This window comes from Amycolatopsis sp. cg13 (assembly GCF_041346965.1).
Taxonomy (GTDB): domain Bacteria; phylum Actinomycetota; class Actinomycetes; order Mycobacteriales; family Pseudonocardiaceae; genus Amycolatopsis.
In genome coordinates this window covers 7,458,291-7,480,472 of sequence record NZ_CP166848.1, presented here as the reverse complement: position 1 = coordinate 7,480,472, position 22,182 = coordinate 7,458,291, and the positions used below count along the sequence as shown (strand labels likewise).

At 68.5% G+C, this 22,182-nt stretch carries 9 protein-coding genes; 4 read left to right on the top strand and 5 right to left on the bottom strand.

The genetic code is table 11. The annotated features are described in order from the left end of the window. Window positions 1–26 precede the first annotated feature (26 nt). Both AB5I40_RS35110 and AB5I40_RS35105 read right to left on the bottom strand, forming a co-directional pair. Entirely contained in the window at window positions 27–800 is a 774-nt protein-coding gene (locus tag AB5I40_RS35110) for an ABC transporter permease (protein WP_370934470.1), read from the bottom strand. Then, window positions 800–12,412 (bottom strand): amino acid adenylation domain-containing protein, encoded by an 11,613-nt coding sequence (locus AB5I40_RS35105; protein WP_370934469.1) that lies wholly within the window; start codon window positions 12,410–12,412, stop codon window positions 800–802. The genes AB5I40_RS35110 and AB5I40_RS35105 overlap by 1 nt, the downstream gene beginning before the upstream one ends. 319 nt (window positions 12,413–12,731) lie before the next feature. Between AB5I40_RS35105 and AB5I40_RS35100 the strand changes: the two genes are divergently transcribed. Further along, complete coding sequence (locus tag AB5I40_RS35100) at window positions 12,732–13,520, top strand: ABC transporter ATP-binding protein (RefSeq protein ID WP_370934468.1); 789 nt, start codon at window positions 12,732–12,734, stop codon at window positions 13,518–13,520. Window position 13,521: 1 nt separating this feature from the next. Continuing rightward, window positions 13,522–16,095 carry an ABC transporter permease gene (locus AB5I40_RS35095; protein ID WP_370934467.1) on the top strand — a complete coding sequence of 858 codons (2,574 nt, stop codon included), beginning with the start codon at window positions 13,522–13,524 and terminating at the stop codon, window positions 16,093–16,095. Window positions 16,096–16,129: 34 nt separating this feature from the next. Here the strand turns inward: AB5I40_RS35095 and AB5I40_RS35090 are convergent, their stop codons facing one another. The 3 genes from AB5I40_RS35090 to AB5I40_RS35080 form a co-directional block, all read right to left on the bottom strand. Continuing rightward, the gene (locus AB5I40_RS35090; RefSeq protein ID WP_370934466.1) at window positions 16,130–17,089 is read right to left on the bottom strand and encodes a LysR family transcriptional regulator; all 960 of its coding nucleotides are present in this window, start codon (window positions 17,087–17,089) and stop codon (window positions 16,130–16,132) included. A 493-nt stretch (window positions 17,090–17,582) separates the two neighbouring features. After that, window positions 17,583–18,845 carry a cation:proton antiporter gene (locus AB5I40_RS35085; RefSeq protein WP_370934465.1) on the bottom strand — a complete coding sequence of 421 codons (1,263 nt, stop codon included), beginning with the start codon at window positions 18,843–18,845 and terminating at the stop codon, window positions 17,583–17,585. A gap of 374 nt (window positions 18,846–19,219) precedes the next feature. Further along, window positions 19,220–20,107 carry a LysR family transcriptional regulator gene (locus AB5I40_RS35080; protein WP_370934464.1) on the bottom strand — a complete coding sequence of 296 codons (888 nt, stop codon included), beginning with the start codon at window positions 20,105–20,107 and terminating at the stop codon, window positions 19,220–19,222. Between the two features lie 116 nt (window positions 20,108–20,223). Between AB5I40_RS35080 and AB5I40_RS35075 the strand changes: the two genes are divergently transcribed. Together AB5I40_RS35075 and AB5I40_RS35070 are read left to right on the top strand one after the other, a co-directional pair. Beyond that, a complete protein-coding gene (locus tag AB5I40_RS35075; RefSeq protein ID WP_370934463.1) occupies window positions 20,224–20,604 on the top strand; it encodes a hypothetical protein in 381 nt (126 codons plus the stop codon). Further along, a complete protein-coding gene (locus AB5I40_RS35070; protein WP_370934462.1) occupies window positions 20,601–22,175 on the top strand; it encodes a multicopper oxidase family protein in 1,575 nt (524 codons plus the stop codon). The genes AB5I40_RS35075 and AB5I40_RS35070 overlap by 4 nt, the downstream gene beginning before the upstream one ends. The last annotated feature ends 7 nt before the right edge of the window (window positions 22,176–22,182 follow it).

Sequence of the window (22,182 nt, the reverse complement as noted above, 5' to 3'; positions counted from 1 at the left end):
GTTTCACTCCAGCAGATATCGGGAATTCACTCGGCGGTAGCGAACCGGCGCAAACTGGCCAGCACGCTGCCGGCCAGGAGCACCGTGACGGTCACGACGAAAACCGTCCACACCTGCCCGTCGGCCGGGTCGCCCGCCGCGGCGGCGCCGTTTCCCCACAACCGGCGCACCACGGACATCACCGCACTGACCGGATTCCACTCGGCGATCGGCCGGACGAACGCTGGGAAGTTCCCGACGGGCAGGAAAGCTGTGGAGAAGAACGGCAGGACGACGACAATCAACTGGGTCACCGAGCTGATCGACTCGAGACTGCGCATGACCAATCCGAACCACGCGCCCGCCCAGACCATCGCATAGAGAAAGACGATCACCACCGCGAACCCGGCGAGCGTCGACAGCGCACCGGTGTGCGACTGCCATCCCATGAGCAAGCCGACCGCCAGGGCGAGCCCCAGCGATCCCACTCCCACCAGCAAATCGGCCAGAGTGTGCCCGGCGAGCACCGCGCTCCTGCGGATCGGCAGAGTCCGGAACCTGTCGACCAGGCCGGAGCTCAGGTCGGTCGCGACCGCGATCGCGGTCGGCCCGACCGTCGCCAGCCCCACTTGGACGGCGGCCCCGGCGAACAGGTACTCCTGGTAGCTGACTCCTCCCGGCAGCGAGATCGCCGACCGGAACAGATACCCGAGCACGACCATGGAGATCAGCGGGCTCAGCGCGACCCCGAGCACTCTGCCGGGCGAACGGCGCAGCTGCCGCAACCGCCTCTCGGCCAGTGCCAGCACCTCGACGTTCATCACCGGTCCGCCTGACGGTCGAGTTCCCCGGTGACCACCACGGCCACCTGCGCCAGCGGCTCGGCGCTCATCATGTCGTCGTGCGCCGCGCTGATCCGGTAGGCGGCGACCTCGCCGTCCACGTAAGGCCTCCACCGGCTGGTTTTCGCTTTCACCGCGCCGTCTGCGAGTCCGCCCGCAGCGGTGAACAGGAGCATCCTGCCGCGATACCGGCTGGGCACGTAGCCGTGCAGCAGCGCTTCGTGGCTGCGCATGCCGCGCACCATCGCCGAAAGCCGCTCGATCCCGAGCGCGGCGAGCGGACTCCCGTCTGAGACCAGCACCGCGTGGAGGTCGGCCGCGGTGACCTCGCGGCCGGCGAATTCGGACCGGCTGTGGCCGATCAGCTCGAGCAGCCAGCCGAACATGACCTGCTCGTCGTCGCGCTGTTCTTCCCCGGCCCGCGGGTAAGAGTCCAGATTGGCGAGCACTCCCACTTCGTCGCCGCCTGCCTGCAGCCGCGCGGCGATCTCGTAGGCGACGATCCCGCCGAAGGACCAACCGAGCAGATGGTAGGGCCCGGACGGCTGGACTTGCTTGATTCGCCGCACATAGTCGTCAGCCATCTCCCCGACCGATCGCGGCGCGGGTGCGAGTTCCGTGACGCTCGGGTCTTGCAGGCCGTACAGCGGGTATTCCGGCCCAAGGTGCTTGGCGAGGCCGAGGTAGGGCAGCGCGAACCCGACTCCGCTGTGCACGCAGAACAGCGGATTCCGTTCCCCTCCTGGTCGCATGCGGAGCACGGTCGCGAACGGATCTGTGTCCGCGGCCCGCTCGACCTCGGCGAACGCGTCCGCCATCACCCGCGCGCTCGAACCTGCTTCCGCCTCGTTGGCGCGGGCAGGCTCCGGCCGCGGCGCGATCGACGCGGCGAGCGATCTCGGTGTCTGATTGACGAAGACGTCGGCCAGCGTGATCGGCAGCCCTTCCGCACGGGCCTCGTTGACCACCCGGATCACCCGGACGCTGTCGCCGCCCTCGTCGAAGAAATTCGCCTCGACGCCAAGGGACGGGCGCTTCAGCGCGCCGGCCATGATGCGGCACAGGGCAGCCTCCGCGGTCGTCAGTCCTTCAGCGGGGGATCCTGCTTCCGGCCGGTCTGCGCGCTCTGGCGACGGCAGGGCAGCGCGATCGAGCTTTCCGTTGGCGGTCAACGGCAATTCGTCGAGAGCCACCACGTCCGAGGGCACCATGTAGGCGGGCAGCTCGCGTGCCGCGAACGCGGCGAGATCGCTGGGATCCCAGTCGGACGGATCAGCCGGAACGACATAGGCGACAAGCCCCCGGTCCTCGAGCTTGTCCCCGTGCTCGGCAACCGCGATGTGCCGGACCGAACCGTGCCGGGCCAGCACCGATTCGACCTCGCCGAGCTCGACCCGGAACCCCCGGATTTTCACCTGGCCGTCCGTCCGGCCCGCGAAGCTCATTCGCCCGTCCGCCGTCCACCGGACGAGATCGCCGGTGCGGTACATCCGGGATCCGGGCTCGCCGAACGGATTCGCCACGAACCGCCGCGCGGTGAGCGCTTGCCTGCTGAGATAGCCGCGGCTCAGGTTCTCCCCCGCGACGTAAAGCTCGCCGGTCACGCCGCACGGCACCGGGTTGAGCGCCGCGTCCAGCACGTAGGCCTGGGTATTCCAGATCGGCCTGCCGATCGAAAGGATCTCCGGTCGCACGACGTCGTCCGCCTCGATCGGAAGCCAGGTGCAGCCCACCGTCGTCTCGGTCGGGCCGTATTCGTTGCAGACCCGGACCCCCGGATGCGCGCTCCGCCAGCGGTCGAGTTCGTCGCCGGGCAGCGGCTCGCCGCCCAGTACCAGCTCCGCGTGCGGCGAATACTGGTCCGGCAGCACCTGCAGCAAGGCGAGGTGGCTCGGTGTCCCCTTGAGGAAGGCAGGCCGCTGGTTCGCGGCTACCGCGCCTTCGGCTAGTTCGGCCAGGTGCACCGTCCCGCCGCACGTCAGCGGCCCGTACAGACCGGTGACCGTCAGATCGAACGACAGCCGGGAAGGCACGAGCGCACCGGACCGCAACGCCGGATAGGCGGCGACAGCCCAGGAAAGGTAGTTCACGACCGCCCGATGCTCGACGACTGTCCCTTTTGGACGCCCGGTGGATCCGGAGGTGTAGATCACGTAAGCGGCGTGGTCCGGCCGGATCGGTACCGCCAGGTTGTGTTCGGGATACTCGGGTCCCGGTTCGTCCAGCAGCACGGTCGGGACGCCGGCGTCCGGTACCGGCGAGCGGTCGGCGATCAAGCAGACCGGATCCGTTTCTCCGAGCATTCCGGCTGTGCGCTCGGCCGGGTTCTCAGGGTCTAGCGGCAGGTAGGCCGCACCGGTCTTGAGCACGGCGAGTGCCGCCACCACCAGTTCCGTCGATCGGGGAAGGGCGATGGCGACGATTCGTTCCGGGCCGGCCCCGGAGCGGGCGAGCCGCCACGCGAGCCGGTTGGCCGCGCGGTTCAGCTCCGAGTAAGTCAGCCGGTCGGCGCCCGCCACCACAGCGGGCACGTCCGGAGTGCGCGCCGCTTGCTCCTCGAACAGCACGGGCAGGGTGCTGGCCGGGGTCCGGTGCGCGGTATCGTTCCACCGCACCAGCATGGTGTGGCGTTCGGAGGCGGACAGCAGGTCCACCTCCCGCAGGCGGACCCCCGGATCGGCGACCGCCGCGCGCAGCAGCCGGACCAGCCGCTCGCCGAAACCGGTCACGGTCGAACCGGTGAACAGATCCCGGCTGTAGTCGATCAAGCAAGAGAGCTCGTCCTCGCCGTCGGGACCCTCGAGTTCGAGGAACTGGAAGTTGAGGTCGAACTGGGTCGTGGCCGAAGGCACGAACTCGCCTCGCACGGTGAGCCCGGGCAATCCGGCGGGCGGTCCGTACCCTTTCTCCAGCGCGATCATGACCTGGAACAACGGCTGTTTCGCCAGCGATCGTGCCGGGTTCAGCGCCTCGACGACATCGTCGAACGGCAGGTCCTGATTGGCGTAAGCGGCCAGATCCGCTTCTCGCACCCGCCCGATCAACTCCGCGAACGTCGGGTCGCCGCTCGTGTCGGCACGCAGCACGAACGTGTTGACGAAGAAGCCGACCAGGTCGTTCAACGCCACGTCGGTCCGGCCGCCGATCGGGCTGCCCAACGGAATGTCCGTCCCGCACCCGAGCTTGGTGAGCAAGCCGGCCAACGCTGCTTGCAGGACCATGAACAAGCTCGCGCCGGACGAACGCGCCAATGCGGTCAGACCGCGGTACAGATCGGCCTCGACGGCGAACGTCACCTGGCCTCCCCGATGGCTGTTGAGCGCGGGGCGCGGGAAGTCGGCGGGTACCGGGAGTTCCTCGGGGATTCCCGCCAGATTTTCCCGCCAGTACTGCAACTGGCCGCGGTAGATCTCGCTCGGGTTGTCCTCCGTGCCGAGCAGTTCCCGCTGCCACGCCGTGTAGTCGCCGTAACGGGCGGCCAGCGGGGTCCACTGTGGATCCTGTCCGGCGCGACGGGCCCGGTACGCGGCGAGCAGGTCCCGCGTCAGCGGTTCGATGGACCATCCGTCGAACACGATGTGGTGGAATACCAGCAGCAGCAGGTGTTCCTGCGGTCCGAGCACGAACAACGTCGCTCGCATGGCAGGCGCGGCGGCGAGGTCGAAACCCGTTCCGGCCTCGAGCGCGAGCGCTCTGGCGAGGTCCTGGTCCCGCAGCCGCACGGCACGCAACAGCGGATACCCCGCCGGTGCGGACAGGATTCGCTGATAGGGCTGCCCGTCGGTGCCGGGGAACACCGCACGCAGGACGTCGTGCCGTTCGACCAGATCGCGCAACGCGGCTTGAAGCGCGTCGCTGTCCAGCTTTCCGGACATGCGCAGCGCCAGCGGCACGTTGTAGGTTCCGCTCTGCCCTTCGAGCCGGTGCAGGAACCACAATCTGCGCTGTGCGAACGACAGCGGCTCGGTGCGGTCGCCGCCGTCCGCAGGGGGCGCGGCAGGCGCGAGAGCTGGCCGCGCGTCGCCTGCGATCATCACGTGGTCGGCCAGCAAGGCAACCGTCCGGGATTCGAAGAGCGCCCGGATAGGCAGTTCGACGCCGAGAAGCGCGCGTGCCTTCGCGACCGCGCGCGTCGCCAGCATCGAATGCCCGCCGAAATCGAAGAAGTCGTCGTCGATGCCGATTTCCGGGAGTCCGAGCACCTCGGCGAAGACCCCGCAGAGGATCTCTTCGATCGGGTTGCGCGGCGCCCGGGACCGCGGAGAAGCGATCTGCGGCGCGGGAAGCGCCGCGCGGTCGAGTTTTCCTTGCGTGGTAATAGGAAGTTCCGCCAGCGGAACGTACGCGGACGGCACCATCGATTCCGGCAGCGACTCCGCGATGTGGTCCCGCAGGCCTGACGGCACCGCGGCGGAGCCGTCCGCGGGAACGATGTAGGCGACCAGCCGAGGGTCTCCGGGAATGTCCTCGCGGACCATGGCCGCGGCCTGGACCACTCCGTCGTGGCCGACCAGCACCGACTCGATCTCGGGCAGCTCGATCCGCAACCCGCGCAGCTGCACCTGGTCGTCGGCCCGCCCGACGTAGTCGAGGCTGCCGTCGGCCAGCCAGGACACCAGATCGCCCGTGCGGTACATCCGCTCGCCCTGTCCCGAGAACGGATCCGCCACGAACCGCCCCGCGGTCAGGCTTGGACGACCGTGGTAGCCGCGGGCCAGGCAGCCGCTGACATACAATTCCCCGACAACGCCCGGCAGCACGGGTTGCAGATTGCCGTCCAGCACGTAAACCCGATGCGCCGACGTGGGACGGCCGATCTGGGGACGGCCTTTCCCGGACAGCGGGTCGCTCATCGTCGCGCCGACGACAGATTCGGTGGGCCCGTAGCCGTTGATCATCTTCAGCCGAGGCGCCCAGCGCGCGGCGACCGCCGGAGGGCAGGCCTCGCCGGCGACGACGAGGGTCAGTCCCGTGGGCAGGACAGCGTCCTCGGGCAGCGCGGCCACCACCGCGGGCGGCAGGCCCGCGAGCGTGATGCCCGCGGTGTTGACGAGATCGACCAGTTCCTTGCCCGGGGCCCGGTTCTCGTCGCCCACCACGACCGCGAGGCCGCCTTCGAGCAACGCCACGAACAGTTCCCACACCGCGAAATCGAAGCTGTAGGAAGCGAATTGGAGCACGCGGTCGGCGGGCCCGGCGGCCACGCACTCGGCCAGTCCGTCGATCATCGCGACGAATCCGGAGTGGTCGGCTACGACTCCCTTCGGCCGCCCGGTCGAGCCCGACGTGTAGATGACGTAGGCGCTGTTAGCCGGCGACAACGGACTGGTGCGCTCGTCGTCGCCTATGTTGTCGCCAGCCAGTTCGGCGAGCTCGGCATCGGACTCGTCCAGCAAAATCACCGGCAGCGAGAGCAGCGGAAGACGTTCGTGCGTCTCCGCGTCCGTGACCACGACGGCGGGAGCGGCGTCCTCGATCAGATAAGAGATGCGGTTGGCCGGGTATGCCGGATCGATCGGCAGGAAGGCTCCGCCTGCCTTGAGCACCGCCAGCGTGGCCACGGCGGACTCGACCGTGCGCGGCAGCGCCAGTGCGACGGTCCGCTCGGGGCCGACGCCGTGCCGGATCAGCAGACGGGCCAACCGGTTCGCCCGCTCGTTCAGCTCGTGGTAGGTCAGCTCGACCGCGCCGTGGACGATCGCGGACGCGTCCGAGGCCTTGCGCACTCGGCTTTCGAAGACCTCGGGCACCACCTGCGCGGGCGCCCGGCGCCCGGTGCCGGCCCATTCGCCGAGCGCCCGCCCCCGTTCGGCAGGAGTGAGCACGTCGAGCCTGCCCAGCCGCACCTCCGGCTCATCTACGACCTTGCCCAGCAAAGCCACGAACCTGTCAACCAGGCCGGAAATACGGGCACGGGAGAACACATCGGGCCGGTACTGCCCCTGCAGGCGCACCGATTCGCCGGGGTGCACGCTCAGCGCTAGCGGGTACTCGGAGATGACTCTGGCCTGCCAGCCGAGCACGGTCACTCCTGGCAGCACGCCGTCCAGCCTGCCCACGCTGTCGACCGGGTAGTTGTGATAGCTCACCACGGTGTCGAACAGCTCCCCCGCCCCGGCCTCCCGCTGGATCTCGGCGAGTCCGAGGTGCTGGTGCTCGGCGAGGGCCGACTGCCGTTCCTGCAGCTCCGCCATCGTCTCGACGACAGTCCGGTGCGGATCGAGCCGGACGCGCACCGGCAGAGTGTGCATGAACACCCCGACCATGTCCTCGACCCCGGGCAGTTGCGGCGGCCGTCCCGAGTGGACTGTGCCGAACACGACGTCGTCGCGTCCGGTCAGCCTGCCGAGCAGCACCGCCCAGCAGCCTTGGACGACTGTGTTCAGGGTGAGGCCGCGAGTGCGGGCGAAGTCGCCGAGCCGGGAGGACAACGCGGAGGGAAGTTCGACGTCGAGCAGCTCCGGCAAGACGGACACCTGCCCGCGCTCGTCCGGACCGAGTTTGGTCGGCCCCGCGACGCCCTCCAGCTCCGTTGCCCAGGCCGCGCGGGCACTGTGCTTGTCCTGCGCCGCCAGCCACAGGTGGTAGCTCGTGGACGGGACGGGCGCGGGCAACGCGCCTGCCGCACCGTCCGCCGCGAGCAAAGTCAGCAGCTCGCGGCCGAGGATCGCGGACATCGACCATCCGTCGACCAGGATGTGGTGTGCGGTAACAATCAGCCGGAACCGGTCGGCGCTGAGCCTCGCGACGGTGAACCGGATCAGCGGAGGCTGCGAGACGTCGAACCGGCGCAGCCATTCGGCATCGGTGAACTCGGCCAGCTCGACCGGACCCGCCAGCCGGACCTCGTCGACCCGTGCGGTCGCCGACGCGGCGATCACCTGGACCGAATCGCCCGACGACCGGTAGCGAAACGATGCCCGCAAGCTCGGATGCCGCTCCAGCAGTGCGGCCGCGGCCGCCGCCAGCCGGTCCTGGTCCAGCGGTCCGTCGCCGTCCATGGCGACCTGCAAGGTGTAGACGTCAAGACCGTTGCGATCGAACTCGGCCTGGAACAGAAGTCCTTGCTGCAACGGCGACAGCGGCAGCACATCGGCCACCGCGCCCGTCGTCTCGAACGCCTCGATCTCCTCCTGGCTGAGGTCGACCATCGCGAAATCGGACGGGGTGTGCCCGCCGCCGGCATCCTCGCCGGCACTCGCGGCCAGCAGAACGAGCACCCGCTGCCACGTCCGGGCAAGGTCTTCGCCCTCTTCGGCGGTCAGCAGTTCGCCCGCCCATCGCCATTCGGCCGCGAGCACCGGTCCCTCCGGCCGTCCCATCACGACCGCGTCCAGCTCGAGAACGTGCCGCATCGGCATGTCCGGGCTGGCCGAGACCCCGCTGGCCCGGATCATGCTCCCGTCGAACCGGCCGAGATAGTTGAACCCGATCTGCGGCACGGAGTGCTCGGCCAGCGCCGCACTGGTCTGCCGGTTGAGATGGCGCAGCAATCCGAATCCGAGACCGCCGCGCGGAACGGCACGCAGCTGCTCCTTGATGCTCTTGACCAGCCCGGCAAGCGCCGGACCGGACCACAGCTCGTCCGCGCCGAGCTCCAGCCGAACGGGATAGACGCTGGTGAACCAGCCGATCGTGCGCGAGATATCGACGTCGTCGGAGATCTGCTCCCGGCCGTGTCCCTCGAGTTCGAGCACCACTTCCCGGACAGCCGACCCCCTCCTCCGGCGCCAGTCGACGACTGCGCAAGTCAGCGCAGCCAGCAGAATCTCGTCGATCTCGGCATGGAACGCCGCCGGCACCTCGGTCAACAACGCGGCAGTCAGCGACGCGGGCAGTTCCATGCCGAGCCGCTGGGCGGTACCGTGCCGGTCGATAGCCGGATCCAGTGCGCGGGTACCGAGGAGCGGCTCCGCACCGCGCACCTGGTTCAACCAGACGGGGAGTTCGGAAACCCGCTTCGCCGTCCGGGCTTCGTCGGTGAGCATCCGCGACCACCGGCGCAGCGATGTTCCCACCGGGCGAGGTTCCGTGCCGTGCTGCCAAGCCGCCATCAAGTCGGGCAAGAGGATCCGCCAAGACACTCCGTCGACAGCGAGATGGTGCGCGACAAGCACCAGGGTGTGCCCGTCGAGCAAGACGGCCTGCACCATCACCCCCGCCTGTGGAGAGAGACGCGCCGTGGCATCCGCGAGCACCTCATCCGCGCCCATCGCGGACAGACCGATCACGACGTCAGCCGCGTGGACCGAACCCGGCGGTTGTATCTCCAGCGCCCAAACCCCTTCCGCGGGCACCTGCAGCCGCGTCCGGAGTGCGTCGTGGCAGTCGAGAACGGCTTGCATCGCCTCGACGAGACCGGCGACGGACAGTCCCGGCGGGACATCGAGCACGACGTACTGGCTGAACGCTGCAGCGTGGTCAACCCGTGCGGCAACGTCCTCGCGGAATCCGTACCCCGCCGGAGTCGGTTCTAGCTCGCCTACGCCGTCGGAATCCGCTGGCCGCACCGCGGTCTCGACGATTTCGGCGGCGACCTCGGCGAGCGCGGCAACCGACTTGTGCCGGAACACATCGCGCGGAGTGAGTGCGAGTCCCGCGGCCCTGGCCCGCGCTACGACCTGAATGGCGTTGATGCTGTCGCCGCCCAGCGCGAAAAAGCTGTCGTCCACGCCGACCGCGTGCACTCCCAGCACCTCGGCGAGCACGCCCGTCAGAATGCGCTCGGTCCGGGTCCGCGCAGCCGCCTTCTTCTCCGGGAAGGCCGCGGGCCGGGGCAGCGCTTTGCGGTCGATCTTGCCCGCCGGCGTCAGCGGCATTTCGTCCAGCACGACGCAGACCGCGGGGATCAGGTACTCGGGCAGCGTTTCGGCCAGATCGGCACGGATCCGGTCCGGATCCGCCGGACCGGCGGCCACGACATACCCGACGAGTCGCTTGCGCCCCCCGGACTCGTCCACCGCCGCAACCGCGTCGGCGACCGCGGGCAAGGCCCGCAACCCGGCTTCGACCTCGTCGAGTTCGATCCGATGGCCTCGGATTTTCACCTGATGGTCCCGGCGCTGCAGGAACTCGAGCTGACCGTCGCGCCGCATCCGGACCCGGTCGCCGGTGCGGTACATCCGCTCTCCGGCGCGGCCGGCCGGATCCGGGATGAAGGCCAGCGCGGTGCCCGCGGGATCGTCGAGGTACCCCCGCCCGACACCGGTACCGCCTACGTAGAGCTCGCCGGCCACTCCCGGCGGAACCGGGCGAAGATCGTCTCCGAGCACGCGGAGGCTGGTGCCTCGCACCGGGCGGCCGATCGGCGCGCGGACTCCCTCGGACTCACCGGCCCGGATCACCGCGTGAGTCACGTCGTCCGAACATTCCGTTGGCCCGTAAGCATTCATCAACGGAATGCCCGGGTACCGAGCGGCCCAGTCCCGGCACAGCTGGCCGGGAAGCGCCTCGCCCGTCACGAGCAGCCAGCGCAACCCGGGCAGCCGAGGAGCGCGGCCTTCCGGCCAGGATTCCACGGCCGCCCGCAACAGGGACGGGACGACCTCCAGGATCGTGAGGTCTTTGTCTCCGAACAACAACTCCGGATCCGCTGCGGTCTCCCGGGTAGTCACCCGCGCTTGTGCTCCGACGATCAGCGGCGCCAGCATCTGCCAGACCGAGACGTCGAAGGTGACCGGCGCGTTGCAGGCCACGACGTCCGTCGGCGACAACGCGAGGTCTTCGGCCTTGGCCAGCAGATGGTTGACCATGCCACGGCGGTGCACCATGACGCCCTTGGGCTTGCCGGTCGACCCGGAGGTATGAATCACGTACGCCAAGTCGTCCGCATACCCGCGCGTCGGGACAAGGCCGTCCTCCCCGTCGACGCCGTCGTCGAGAACCACAACCTGTGTCTGGACAGCGATCGCCTCGGCCAGCTCGCGATGCGCGGCGTCCGCGACAATGCACCGGACGGCACCGCCGGAAACCAGCGCGGCCAGGCGGGGCGTGGGAAGGCCGGTGTCGAGCGGCAGGAACGCGCTGCCCGCGGTCAGCGCGCCCACCACGCCCACGACGAACCCGGCACCGCGCTCGGCGAGAACAGCTGTGATCCCGTCGCTCGGCAGGCGTCTGGCGAGAGCGCTTGCCCGGCCGACCAGTTGGGCATAGGTCAGCTCGCCTTCACCATCGGAAACCGCGACCGCGCTTGGAGTTCGCGCGGCGGCTGCCCGAATGCGTTCCACGACTCCGATGTAGTCCTCGGCCGTCGTGGCCGTGCCCGCCGCTCGCAAGGTCTCTGCCTCTCCCGGCAGCAACACGTCCAATCCGGCCAGCAGATCACCGTCCCCCTGCGAGCCGAACCGCTCGAGAAAAGCGGTGAACCGGGCGAGGTGGAGGCCGACCTCGTCTTCCGAATAACGGGCCGCGTTCCCGCTGACGTTGACCTGCAGCCCGGCAGCACCGGTGTCCGCGACCGTCACCTCGAGGTCGTCGACCAATCCGGTAGCCGGGCTGTGCGGCAGAACCCGGCATTCGCCGATGCGGAGTTCCGAGACCTGCGGAATGATGTTCAGGAACGGCCCGAACGGCCTGCGGTCATCACTGGCCAGGCCCATCTCGCGGCGGATCCTGCTCACTCGGCGCCGCTGGTGCTTGAGCGTCTTGGCGAAGTCCCGGGACACCGCCGTCACGAGTTCGTCTCTTGTCATCCCCGGCCGGACGGACACCGGCAACGGCAGGTAGTTGTTCACCATGCCGGGCACCGCACGGCTGCGCGGGTCGACTCGGGCGTGCACCGGGAGGGAAAGCACCACATCGGGCACTCCGGCAAGCCGGGAAGTGTAGGCAGCCAGCGCCGCGGCGACCACGGCCTGCCAGTTCACCCGCTGCTGCCAGGCAAGGTCCCGGAGCTGCTGCGCGACCGGGACGGGCAGCACGCCGTCCTTTCTCCAGAAGTCCGGCCCTGGAGCCGCGTCCGTGGTCGCGAGGCTGACTGGCTCCGGCGGCTCGGCGAAGCGTCCGGCCCAGAAGAGGCGGTCGCGGTCCGCTGCGGGCGAACCTCGGTAGGCGGCTTCAGCCTCCAGCAAAGCGGTCAGCGGCGGGAAGGCGCCGTCGTCAAGCGAGGTGCCGTCGGTCATCGCCTCGTAGATCGCTGCCAGGCGCTGCCAATACACGACATAGCTGTAGCCGTCCGACATCAAGTGGTGGTTGCACATGTAGAACAGCGCCCGGCCGGGACCGGTCCGCAGCAACGCGAGCCGGAACAATGGGAACTCGGCGATGTCGAACGGCTCGCGCAGGTCCCGGGCGATCCACTCGCGTGCCGCCGCGTCCGGGTCGGCCGCGCCGGTGAGATCGTGTTCTGTCATCGGGATTTCCGGCAACGCCTCCACAATCTGCCTCGGCTCGCCGTCCGATTCGACATACCGGGTTCTCGTGCATTCGGCCTCGTCGACCAGCCGTCGTACCGCGGCACGGAAAACATCGTGGTCGAGCGGTCCCCGGATGTCCCAGTAGGCCGCCGTGTTGTACGCCGGACCACCGCCGGTGAGCTTTTCGTCGAACCAGATGTCTTTTTGGCCTTCAGTCAACGGCACGCTGGTAGTCATGCATCACTCCTGGGAAGACATCGTCGCCCGGCCGATCGTCGTCGCGCCGGCTGACGAAGCACTGACCATGCACTGACGTTCCCGACGCCTCCCGGCCGCCCGCCGCCCACCGCGGAGTGCGGATCAGCGATCGGTCAGCGAAAACTGGAACAATGTCCTGCTCAACCGCGTCTCAACCGAACAGAAATTGTTTTCGGAACCGCTGATCCGGCACCTTCGTGGACGGACCCAAACCGGGTCGGGCACAATTCGCGGAGAACACGCCTCGCTCTCGGACAGCACTCGAAGACGAGGTGACATCGTCCGGGGAGTTGACTGAATGGATCAGTACGAAAACGGGAAGCCAGCACCCGCGGTTCTCCTGGAAAACATACGCAAGGTATACGGAAAAGGCGATTCCGCGGTGACGGCGCTCGACGGCGTGACCGCGTCCTTCCCGCACGGAACTTTCACCGCGGTGATGGGTCCGTCCGGTTCGGGCAAAAGCACGCTGCTGCACTGTGCGGCCGGGCTGGACAAGCCAGACTCCGGCTCCGTGCGGCTGGAAGGCGAAAGCCTGGAGAAACTGAACGAAACCGAGCTGACCACGTTGCGCCGGGACCGGATCGGGTTCGTCTTCCAAGCGTTCAACTTGCTGCCAGCGTTGACGGTCTCTCAGAACGTGACGGCTCCGATGCTGCTCGCCCGCCGGAAACCGAACAAGGCCAAGGTGCGCGAGGTGATCGCCGCCGTCGGGCTCGACGACCGGCGCGACCATCTGCCCGACCAGCTCTCCGGCGGCCAGCAGCAGCGCGTCGCGATAGCCCGCGCGCTGGTGACCCGGCCCGCGGTGATCTTCGCCGACGAGCCGACCGGCGCGCTGGACATCAAGACCTCCACGGACGTCCTCCGCTTGCTTCGGGACTCGGTGCGCTCGGCCGGCCACACGATCGTCATGGTCACGCACGATCCGGTCGCGGCTTCGTACGCGGATGCCGTGCTGTTCCTCGGCGACGGCAGGCTCGTGGGCAGGCTTCTGTCCCCCACCGCCGACGCGGTCGCCGAGCGGATGAGCCATCTCGGCGAGATGGCCGAGCAGAACCGGCGCCGTCCGGCGGGGAGAGCTTGACATGCTCGTATTGGTCCTGCGCGGTCTGCGCAAACGCATCGGCGGTTTCGTCGCCACGTTCGTCGCGTTGCTGTTCGGCACCACGATCGTCGTGGCGTGCGCTGGTTTGATGGAGTCCGGCATCCAGACCGCCGTTCCGCCGCGGCGCCTCGCTCAGGCATCAGTGGTGCTCGCCGGCAGCCAAACCTTCCCGCTGCCGCAAGAGGATCCGGCGGCGCAACGCGATCCGGACGAAGCACTGCAGACGGTGAAAGCCACCCTTCCCGAACGAGTCCGGCTGGACGCCGGCCTCGTGCACCGCGTCCTGCAGGTGCCCGGCGTTACCGGAGCAGTCGGCGACCTCTCGTTCGCCGCGACGATGCTGCCCACCGGCGAGGCCGCCACAGGTCACGGCTGGGCTTCCGCGGCACTCGGCCCCTACTCGCTGGCCGAAGGCTCCGCACCGGGATCCGACGGAGTCGTGCTCGACCGGACTCTCGCCGGCCGGGCGGGCCTGCACGTCGGCGATCGCCTCGACCTCGGCATCCGCGGGGCCGTGCATCAGTTCCAGGTGGCCGGGATCGCCGCACCCGACGCGGGAAGCCCGTTGCGCGAAGCGGCACTGTTCTTCCTGGACTCCGAGGCCGGCCAGTTGTCCGGACACGCTGGGAAAGTCGACGACATCGCGGTCCGGACCGCACCCGGCGTGCCGGCCGGCGAGACGGCCGCGAAGATCACCGCGGCGCTCAACGTCCCCTTCATGACAGCGCTCACCGGGGACGACCGCGGACTTGCCGAGTTCCCCGAAGCGGAAGGCCGAAGCAGTGATGTGATCACTCTTTCCGCGGTCTCCGGCGGCATGGCCACCGCAGTGGCTGTCTTCGTCGTCGCGAGCACCCTGATGCTGTCGATCCAGCAACGCGGGCGGGAACTGGCGTTGCTGCGGGCGATCGGGGCCACCCCCGGCCAGACACGCCGGATGGTGGTGGGCGAGACCACGATCATCGCGGTTCTCGCCGCTGTTCTCGCGATCGTCCCCGGAATGCTGTTCGGCTCCTGGCTCTTCGGCAGACTCAGAGAACACGGGGTCGTGCCGGAAGCCATGGCATACCGGCAAAGCTGGGTCTCGATCCTGGCGGGTGCGGGCGCGATTCTGCTCGCCGCGCTGCTCGCGGCCTGGATCGCGGGCCGCCGGGCGGCCCGCACGCGCCCGATCGAGGCGCTCGGCGAGGCGGAGATCCCGCGCACCTGGCTCACCCCGGCGCGGGCGATCCTCGCGGTGCTGTGCTTCGGTGGCGGAATCGCGCTGTTCATCGTGACGATCGCCGTGATGACCGGACCGGTCGCGGCCAGCACCGCAGGTCCGTCAGTCCTGCTGTGGGCGATCGGGCTCGCCATGATCAGCCCGGCCGCCACCCGGGCGGCCGCCGCGGTTCTGCAATGGCCGATCCGGTGGCTCAGCGGGGCCGCGGGCAAGTTCGCGGTGCTGAACGCGCGAGCCAGGGTCGTGCCGGTGGCTGCCGCGGTCACCCCGATCATGCTGGCGGTAGGCGTTACCACCGCGAACCTCTACCTGCAGACCACCCAGGACGCGGTAGCCGGGCAGGCAGCGGCCGCGAGCCTCCGCGCGGACGCGGTGGTGAACTCCTCCCCTTCCGGCGTACCGCCCGGATTGGCGGCTCGGCTGCAGGTGCTCCCGGGTGTCTCCGGCGTCGCCGAAACGGCGCACAGCAGGGTGTTCGTCGTCGCGCCGTACGAGAGAACACAGGACATCTTCGGATTCCCGGCCCTGGGCGTGACGGGCCGGGGAGCCGCCGCGACCACCGCGATCGCACTCAGCGCGGGCACGCTCGCGGATCTGACCGGCTCGGCCGTGGTCCTGCCTTCCGACTACGCGGGCCTGCTCCACCGCGGGATCGGCGACACGATCACGCTCCGGATGGGCGACGGCGAGACCGAGGACGTACGCGTCGTCGGCCTCTCTTCCCCGAATCCCGGCGCAGAGCAATTCCTCCTTCCCGTCGAGTTGCTCGCGAAGCACACGACGGGCGGAGTGGTCACGTCGATTCTGGTGCGGGCAGCGCCGGGAACCGACCCGGCGCGGCTGACCTCAGTTCTCGACGCCGCGGTTCGCACCGAACCCGCGGTCCGGGTCAGCGACCGCGCGACGACTGCGGCCGCGCAAAGCGAGAGCCGGAAGACCGGCGCGTGGGTCAACTACCTGATGAGCGGCATGATCACGACCTACACCGCGATCTCGGTCGTCAACACCCTGGTGATGGCCACCGCGCGGCGACGGCGGGAGTTCGGCCTGCAGCGGCTCACCGGCGCGACCCGGGCCCAGGTGCTGCGCATGATGGGTGTCGAGGGCCTTCTCGTCGCGCTGATCGGGATCGTGCTCGGCACCTTGGTCGCCGCAGTGGCGATCATGCCTTTCACGCTTGTGGCGGGCGATTCCATCCTGCCGTCCGGCCCGCCGTGGATCTACCTGACGATCATCGGAGCCGCGGCATTGCTCGCGCTGATCGCGACTTTGTCGCCCGCGTGGTCGGCAACCCGGTCGCGCCCGGTCAACGCGGCCCAGGACCTGTCCTGACCGGTCCCCGGCCGGAGTGGCGGCGAGGGGCCGGTCAGTACATCAACCTGCTCAGTTCCGGGTAGACGTCGACGTTCTCGAGCAACCAGGCGCGATAGCTCGGAACTCGCAGGGAAAGCTCGCGAAAGTGCGCGCGGAGAGCGTCGAGCAGCAACTCGACCGCGTCCGCGTCGATGGCGCCCTTCCGCCAGAACAGGCCGACCTTGCTGCTGGGAATCTCTCGCACAGCGACCAGCTCGACACCTTGGATCGGCCCGGTCGGCGTGGTCAGCGCGGCAGCCTCGCCCTGCCGGACCCAGTTCAGAGCTTCCACTTGGCCGCCGACCTCGTGCACAACCTCCGGCCCGCCGCTGCCGAAGTCGCTGAACAGCCGCTCCTCCACGGCTCGGAAGCGATGTCCTGGCGTGTGCCGGACCCAGGTCAGGCCAGCCAGTTGCGCCGAACTCAGCATGGGTTCGGCCGCGTACGGATGGCCGAAGGGCAATGCGAGGCAGATCGGTTCCCGCAGGACGACCTCCGTATCCAGCCCCGGATCGAGGTGGAGAGCCGGCCCCGGAACCTCGAGAGCCGGAACCAGCGCCGCGGTGATGGCCCCGGCGCCAACCGCCCCCAGCGCAGCGTCCGGCTCCATGGTGACGGTCTGGATCTTGCGGTCTCCCACCGCTTCGCGAATCGCTTTGGTCAGGCTGACCCGTACTCCCTCCGCGACCCCGATCTTGACCACTGTGGCCGACAGCGAGAATGCTTCGGCCATCACGGCCTCGGCCCGGTCGGCCAACTCGACCAGCATCGGGATCAGCCGTTCGCCCCGTGGCGTGGGCAGCACGCCGACGCTGGAGCGTACGAACAGTTCGCCGCCGAGGAGTCGCTCGATCCTGCGTAGCTGCGCGCTGACGCTGGGCTGGGGAAGATCCAGCCTCGCCGCCGCTCTGGAGATGCTCCCCATTTCGGCCAAAGCTGCGACGATCCGCGCGTGCCGGACTTCGATCTGCATCGCCGCCCCCGAATCAGTCGCGGATTCTGAGTTCCGCGGAAGAAACCGCAGACCTCGAACCCGCCATCTCCGCACGCCAAAACGCACATCTCAGCGAAGAGAAGTACCCCCTCACACGCCACCCCCCTCTCGCGCACGGCCCCTTGGCTTGACGCCCCCCGCGCCGAGCCGCGCATTCGAATTTCGCCCCGTGGGCCGGAAGGAGTCCCCTGCACACCTCCAGCCAATCCCGTTCCCCACCTCACCACAAACCAGGGGCAGCGATCCAGACCTACTTGAAAGTAATTCCGGTCAACGGTAGTGACCAGCCGATTACCCACGGCTCGATCGTATTGATCTCGACCTCGACCGAATGTGCGCAAACAATCCGGAGTAGCTAAATCCTTCACCGGAAATCCCTGCCACAGAACAGGTTCCGTCCCTGCGACGAAGTCCCCGCGCGGTCGCTCCTGCCTGTGATGCAGAAGATTTCCCCGCTTCCCGCTTCGGCGGACTATTCGGGTGTCGCGTCCGCCGGGGCAGGAACCCGGCGCTCCAGCAGGCGCAACAACGGACCGGTCAGCACTGTGACCGCCACCGCCATGATCACCAGCGCCACGAAAAGCGGAGCACTGATTATTCCCGCACTGAAGCCGACTTTGAGAACGATAAGCTCAGTAAGACCTCGCATATTCATGAGAACTCCCACTCGAAGCGCAGTGTGCCGGGATTCGCCGCCCAGCCTCGCCCCGAGATAGCTCCCACCGCCCTTGCCCACCACCGCCAGCACGATCGCGACGACGATCAACGGCCAGTGCAGGGCGGAAACCCCTCGCGCGAACACCGTGATTCCGGTGACGACGAAGAACGCCGGGAGGAACGCCTTTCCCGCCTTGCCTATGGGGACGACCCGCTTGGCCCACGGCGCGTCCGCACGCTCGGCGGGAATGGCCAGCCCGATCAGGACCGCACCGAACACCGCAGTGAGACCAAGTCTCTCCGCAGCCAGCCCCATGGCGATCGCGGCGGCCCCCAGCAGCACAGAGGTCGACCACGGCATCCGCGTGCACAGGACGCTCGCGGCTCTGGTCCGAGCCGCCTGCCGCACCAGAAACGCCACCAGCGCACCTCCGGCCAGCACCGCCATGACCCGGAAGAAGCCGCTCATCTCGCCGGAGTTCAGCCCGACCGAGATCGACAACAGCAGCCAGCCGAAGGTGTCGATGACGACTGCCGCCGTCATTGCCAGGCCCCCGGCCACCGTGTCGGTCAGCCCGCAATCGGCAAGCATTCTCGCCAGCACAGGCACTGCCGTGATCGAGGTGGCGGTCGCACACATCAACAAGAACGAAGGCAAGGACGCGTGCCCCCGAACCGCACCGTCCTCAGCGAAGAGGATCCAGCAGGCGAGCAGCACGCCCGCCAGCAAGGCCGGCACGAGGCCTCCCGCCACGGTCCATCCCGTAGTCCGGCCGTGCAGTCGCTGCCCGCGGTGGTGCAGCCGGTACGTCAACCCGACCAGGAACAGCACCAAACCGATGTCCGCGAACAGCTTCAAAACATCCAGAACCGAGTCGGGAAGAACTGTGCTGAACGACCTCGGCCCCAGCAACGCGACCGCGGCGGGTCCAGCCGCGAGACCGGCCACGATCTCGCCGATGACCTCGGGCTGCCGAAGGACTCTCGCCGCCAGCCGGCCCAGCCAGCCGATCACGAACACGACAGCGAGCGTCGTGACCACTTGCACGCATTCCCGAACGACCTCCATAGCGGCCATGACTATGATGCTCGACCTATTCGCTGACGATCGACTGATCAACGGCTGACCACGGAAAGCCAACGAGAGACGCCCGGGGACGAGACCTGGGAGAAATAGTTCAACCAGAGAAAGTCCCACACGGGAAATAATTTACCGACCCGGCAATGCCCGAATTTCTGTCATTCGTTGCCCGAACGTCCCAGCACGGGATTCTGCACGCTCTTCGCCTCGGAGGCTCGAAAGCCGTCATGCCTGCGGTATGCCCTTCCTGAGTGCCGGGAACTGCGCGGCGGCAAAGCTCTCCGAGCGGCTCCGCTGTCATGTACACGAAGACAGCGGTCTTGGGCGATCAGTCAAGATCATGAGCCGGGACGACGAAGCTGAGCTGCGGGCTAGGAGCGTCGGCGGGCCGCGAAGTAAGCAGTCGCGAACTCGGTCAGCCGTTGTGCCGCAGCGGAAACATACGTGTCCGCACGTTGCACCACGGTCAGCGTCCGGTAGCAATCCGGAACATCCAATCGCAGCCCGACGGCCGTCTCGTCCTTGGCAGCCTGTCGGGCTACCTCCGGGACCAAACCGATACCCAGACCGCTCGCGATCAGTTGGCCGGTCGCGCCGGGTTCGTCGCTCTCGCAGGAGTAGTGGGGTTCCAGACCGGCCTCGGCGAAGAGGCGGTCGGCCAGGGTGCGGGGCCAGTAGCCGGGCCTCGTGGTCACCATCGGCTCGTTCTCGAGGTCCGCCATCCGCACGAGTTTCCGTCCCGCGAGCCGGTGCGTGCCGGGTACGGCTAGCAGCACCTCCTCGCGCAGCAGCTCCTTAGCCTGCAAGCCGGGCTGCAGCAGCGGCTGCGAGGCGAAGCACAGATCGACCTCGCCCGCGCACAGCTGCTGCGCCATGGTTTCCGCCGAGGATTGGTACAGCCGCAGCTCGATGCCGGGGTACTCCGCGCGGAAGGCGCTCATCAGGCCGGTGAGCGTGAGCAGGGTTTCCGACGCGACGGCGACCCGGCCATGCTCCAGACCGGCTAGGTCGACGAGTTCCTGGCGGGCGTCGTCGAGCTCGCGCAGGGCCCGGTCGACGCGGCGCAGGAACGTGGTGCCGAAGTGGTTGAGCCGCAGCCCGCGACCGGCCCGTTCGAACAGCGGCACGCCGAGATCCGCTTCCAGCCGCGCGATCGCCCGGCTCAGCGACGGCTGCGCGATGTGCAGCTCGGCCGCGGCCTGGCTGAGGTGGCCGCGGTAGGCGACCGCCTGGAAGTAGCGCAGCTGCAGCAGGTCCATCTCATAGCTCCGAGGTCATGAGTATATGCCGTATTTGGTCTTGGACGGCATGAGAAGTTCAGCCTAGCGTCTGTTCGGGGGAAGATTCACGCGCACAAGGGGGAACAGTGGCCGAAATGGCCCGCACACGCGGGCGGACATTGCTGGTGGTGCTGCGGGTCTTCGTGACGCTCCACGCAGTCGCGATCCTGGGCCAGCCGGTGTTCGCCGGGCGGTATCTGATCGGCGATTACGGCATGCTGGCGCTGCACGAACTCGGCGCGAACATCGTGTCGACGATCGCGCTCGCACAGCTCGTGCCCGCCGCGCTCTACTGGTGGCGCGGCGGCGTCCAGTGGCCGTTCTGGGCGAGCCTGCTGCTGGCCGGCGGCGAGACCGCGCAGTACTTCGCGGGCTTGGCCGGTGCGCTTGACCTGCACATTCCGCTCGGCGTCGCGCTGGTCGCGATCGCGCTCGGGACGTTGTTCGGCATCTGGCGGACCGGGGCGCGGCGATGAGCGGGATGTCGCGACGCCGGTTCCTCGGGTTGGCGGGTGGTGCCGGCGCGCTGCTCACTGCCGGGTTCGTCGCACCGCGGTTGTTGCGGCCCGCTGCGGCGACCGGCGAGCTGTTGACCAGCGAAGTGCCGCTGCCGCAACCGTTTCAGGTCCCCTTGCCGCTGCCGCCGGTGCTGAAGCCGGTATCGCGCGACGGCGGCGTCGACCGGTACGAGATCGTGCAGCGCACGAGCACCGCGGAGATCCTGCCCGGACTGCGCACGCCGATTTGGGGCTATCAAGGCACTTTTCCCGGTCCGACGATCGAATCCCGCAGCGGCCGGGCGACGATCGTCCGGCACCGCAACGAACTTCCGGTCCCGACGGTCGTGCACCTGCACGGCGGACGTACACCGCCGGAGTCCGACGGATACGCCACCGACCTCGTCCTGCCCGCCGACGGCCGGTACCTCGCCAGCGCCGGGCACGGGCATCCGGGGATGGCTGATCCGGACGCCGTCGTCACCACCGGGACCCGCGAGTACACGTATCCGTTGCAGCAGAAGGCCGCGATGCTTTGGTATCACGACCATCGGATGGATTTCACCGGCCCGGCGGTGTATCGCGGGCTCGCCGGACTGCACATCGTGCGCGACGCCGAGGAAGACGACCTGCCGCTGCCGCGCGGCGAGCGGGAGATCCCGCTGATGATCACCGACCGCGCGTTCGCCGAAGACGGATCGATGCGCTACCCGTCGCTCGACCCTTCGCTGCGAACCGTGCCCGGCGTGGAAGATGCTTACGCCGCAGGGGTTCTCGGTGACGTGCTGCTGGTGAACGGCGCACCATGGCCGGTCGCGGAAGTTTCCGCGACCCGGTATCGGCTGCGCTTCCTCAACGGTTCCAACGCCCGCCGCTACGACCTCGCGCTCGACCCGCCGCCGCCGAACGGGCCCGCGTTCACGCAAATCGGCTCGGATCAGGGCTTGCTCAACGCCCCGCGCGGCCATGAACATCTGCCGATCGCGCCTGCCGAACGGTACGACACGGTGGTCGATTTCGGGACCTATCCAGTCGGTACCGAGGTGACGCTGGTCAACCGTCTCGGCACCGGGACTACCACGCAGGTCATGCGCTTCCGCGTCGTCCGCCGGGCGAAGGACGATAGTCGCATCCCGGCGAGACTGTCCGAAGTGGAGCGCCTTGATCGTGCACAAGCGACAGTGACGCGCGAGTTCGCATTCCGAAGTGGACAGTTCAACGGCAGGCACGGCTGGACCATCGGCGGCGAGGCTTTCACTCCGACGCGCATCGCGGCCCAGCCGAAACTCGGCGATATCGAAATCTGGCGCTTCGTCGCGGATCTGCACCATCCGATCCACCTGCACCTGGTGCACTTCCAGGTGCTTTCCCGCGGCGGCAAGGATCCCGCTCCGCACGACGCGGGCCGCAAGGACACTGTGGACCTTCAACCCGGCGAGGCAGTCGAGGTGATCGCCCGGTTCGACGGCTATCGCGGGCGGTACATGTTCCATTGCCACAACGCCGAACACGAGGACATGGGGATGATGGCCACGTTCAAGACCGTCTAGCTGGCCT